The following is a 2,347-nucleotide window of genomic DNA, read 5'->3' as shown; positions in this document are numbered from 1 at the left end:
GTGCTGGTGGATCCTTTAAAGCTGGACTTGAACTTGGAAAATTATTGACTGAAACAGCATCCCTAATGACAGGAGTTGCTGGAGCAGCCAAGGGAAGCATAAAGCTTGCGGGCAAGCTTGTAGAAAAAGATCTCATCAAATTTGCTGCTAAAGCTGAAGAAGCGGCTATAACGGGAGCAACTAGTTCTGAAGTAAATACTGCGCATGTGGGGAAAGAAATTGCACAATCGCTAGAAAAAATGAGCGATGAAGCTATTGCAACTCAATATTTGGGGCAAGAGAGAAGGTTCTGGTCAAAACCTATTGAGGTTGGGTTTGAAATAACTAACAAAGAAGAAAAAATTACTCAGATAAATAAAGTCTATCAGAGAGATGACTTGTTTGATCCTAATAGAATTTCTGAGTGGACAGTTAACAAGAAAAAAGTGACAGGTACAAATATTGAAAGGATGAAAGCAGGAAGAGCACTTATTGGTTTCGATAATAAGCCTATTGAATTACACCACATGCTGCAAACTCATGATGGTCCCATAGCAGAAGTTACAAATGCGTTTCATAATAAACATAATTCTGCTATTCACATTAATCCGAATACAATGGGATCAGCTATTGACAGAGACCTATTCGATAAATGGAGGACGCAATACTGGAAAGAACGTGCTAAAGGGTATGAAAAGAAAAATATAGAAGCTAAAAAATAACAATTTATGGAGAACAAATTATGAAAACTTATACTTTAGATGATGTTGTCATACTGGTTGATAAATATAGTGATAGTGTTGATTTTGGCTCTACAGATGAAGCCGTTGATGATGTACTAATTGAAAAAGCAGAGGGGATTCTTAAATTGCAATTCACAACTTCCTACAAAAGTTTTTTAAAAAACTATGGAAGAGCGGAGATCTGTGGTGAGGAAATATTAAGTGTTTATAATACAAATTTTGAAATTGCTCGTAGTGATGATATTGTTTATTATCATATAACGGATGTAGAAAATGGTTTAGCAAAACCACAGCAGCTTGTTGTGAGTAGAACTGATTTTGGTGAGACATTTTATTTTGATTACTCTCAGTTTCAGGATGGTGAATGTCCGCTCTATCTTAAGTTTCCACCTAGCGATCCCCAGTATTACGCAAGTAATTTTTATGAATTTCTCTGTAAAAGGATTACAGATAATTTGAAGTAAATTTCTTTGTATGGTGGTTTTACTTCCGAATTGCAATGTTAAACTACTATTTTTTATTTTCAAGAATGCAGGCATCGTTAATATTTTTAAGGGGGATCATCTATGAAAACCTATACCTTAGATGATGTTGTAGAATTAGTTGATAAATATAATGATATTATCAATTTTCGTACTGAAGAAAATGCGGCTGATGATCTACGGATTGAAAAGGCGGAGAAAGCTCTCGATTTGCAATTCACATCTTCTTATAAGAGCTTTTTAAAAAAATATGTAGGAGGAGAAATTGGTGGTGAAGAAATCTTTAGTCTTTATAAGGAGTGTGGGGAAGGTGTTCCTGTTGGTGATATTGTTTACCGAAACTTAAATGCTAGAAAACGTGGTTTTGAAACACCAGAACAGCTTGTTGTTAGCAGAACAGATTTTGGTGAGACATTTTACTTTGATTATACACAGTTTCGGGATGGAGAATGTCCAATCTATGTTATGTATCCATTGGATAATTGCGAATATTACGCCAGTAATTTTTATGAATTCCTTTGCAAAAGAATTATAGTACATGCGGGAGTTGAGATGCCTGATGGAGACCAACCAATTGAAAAGATTGAGAACACTCTCACTCCGCAACCTATCCCTTTTTACAAGAGCTTTTGGAAAAAACTATGGAGGAGGGGCAATTGATAGAAGAAATACGGAGCGTTTATAATGCACGTTTTGAGGATCATCTATGAAAACCTATACTTTAGATGATGTTGCAGTATTAATTGATAAAGTGAATAAATATGATGATGAGATTATCAATTTTGGTACTGCAAAAAATGCGGTTGATGATCTTGTAATTGAAAAGGCGGAGAAAACTCTCGGCTTACAATTCACATCGTCTTACAAGAGTTTTTTAAAAAATTACAAAGGAGGGGAAATTGGTGGTGAAGAAATCTTTAGTCTTTATAAGGAGTGTGGGGAAGGTGTTCCTGTTGGTGATATTGTTTACCGAAACTTACTCGATAGAAAAGATGGTTTTGCGACACCAGAACAGCTTATCGTTTGTGATGCTGATTTTGATGAAACCTTTTATTTTGATTATACGCAGTTTCGGGATGGAGAATGTCCAATCTATGTTATGTATCCATTGGATAATTGCGAATATTACGCCAGTAATTTTTA

At 35.2% G+C, this 2,347-nt stretch carries 4 protein-coding genes; all 4 read left to right on the top strand.

What is annotated here, in order from left to right:
• The coding region (locus GGR08_RS07820) for an HNH/ENDO VII family nuclease (RefSeq protein ID WP_183194742.1) at window positions 1–701 on the top strand (701 nt) is incomplete at its 5' end.
• A gap of 20 nt (window positions 702–721) precedes the next feature.
• Window positions 722–1,186 (top strand): SMI1/KNR4 family protein, encoded by a 465-nt coding sequence (locus GGR08_RS07815; protein ID WP_183194741.1) that lies wholly within the window; start codon window positions 722–724, stop codon window positions 1,184–1,186.
• Window positions 1,187–1,288: 102 nt separating this feature from the next.
• The gene (locus GGR08_RS07810; protein WP_183194740.1) at window positions 1,289–1,864 is read left to right on the top strand and encodes an SMI1/KNR4 family protein; all 576 of its coding nucleotides are present in this window, start codon (window positions 1,289–1,291) and stop codon (window positions 1,862–1,864) included.
• A 46-nt stretch (window positions 1,865–1,910) separates the two neighbouring features.
• A partial coding sequence (locus tag GGR08_RS07805; RefSeq protein ID WP_183194739.1) for an SMI1/KNR4 family protein occupies window positions 1,911–2,347 on the top strand: 437 nt, incomplete at its 3' end.

It is taken from the genome of Bartonella fuyuanensis (assembly GCF_014197255.1).
Taxonomy (GTDB): domain Bacteria; phylum Pseudomonadota; class Alphaproteobacteria; order Rhizobiales; family Rhizobiaceae; genus Bartonella; species Bartonella fuyuanensis.
This window is presented reverse-complemented; position numbering and strand designations above follow the sequence as displayed.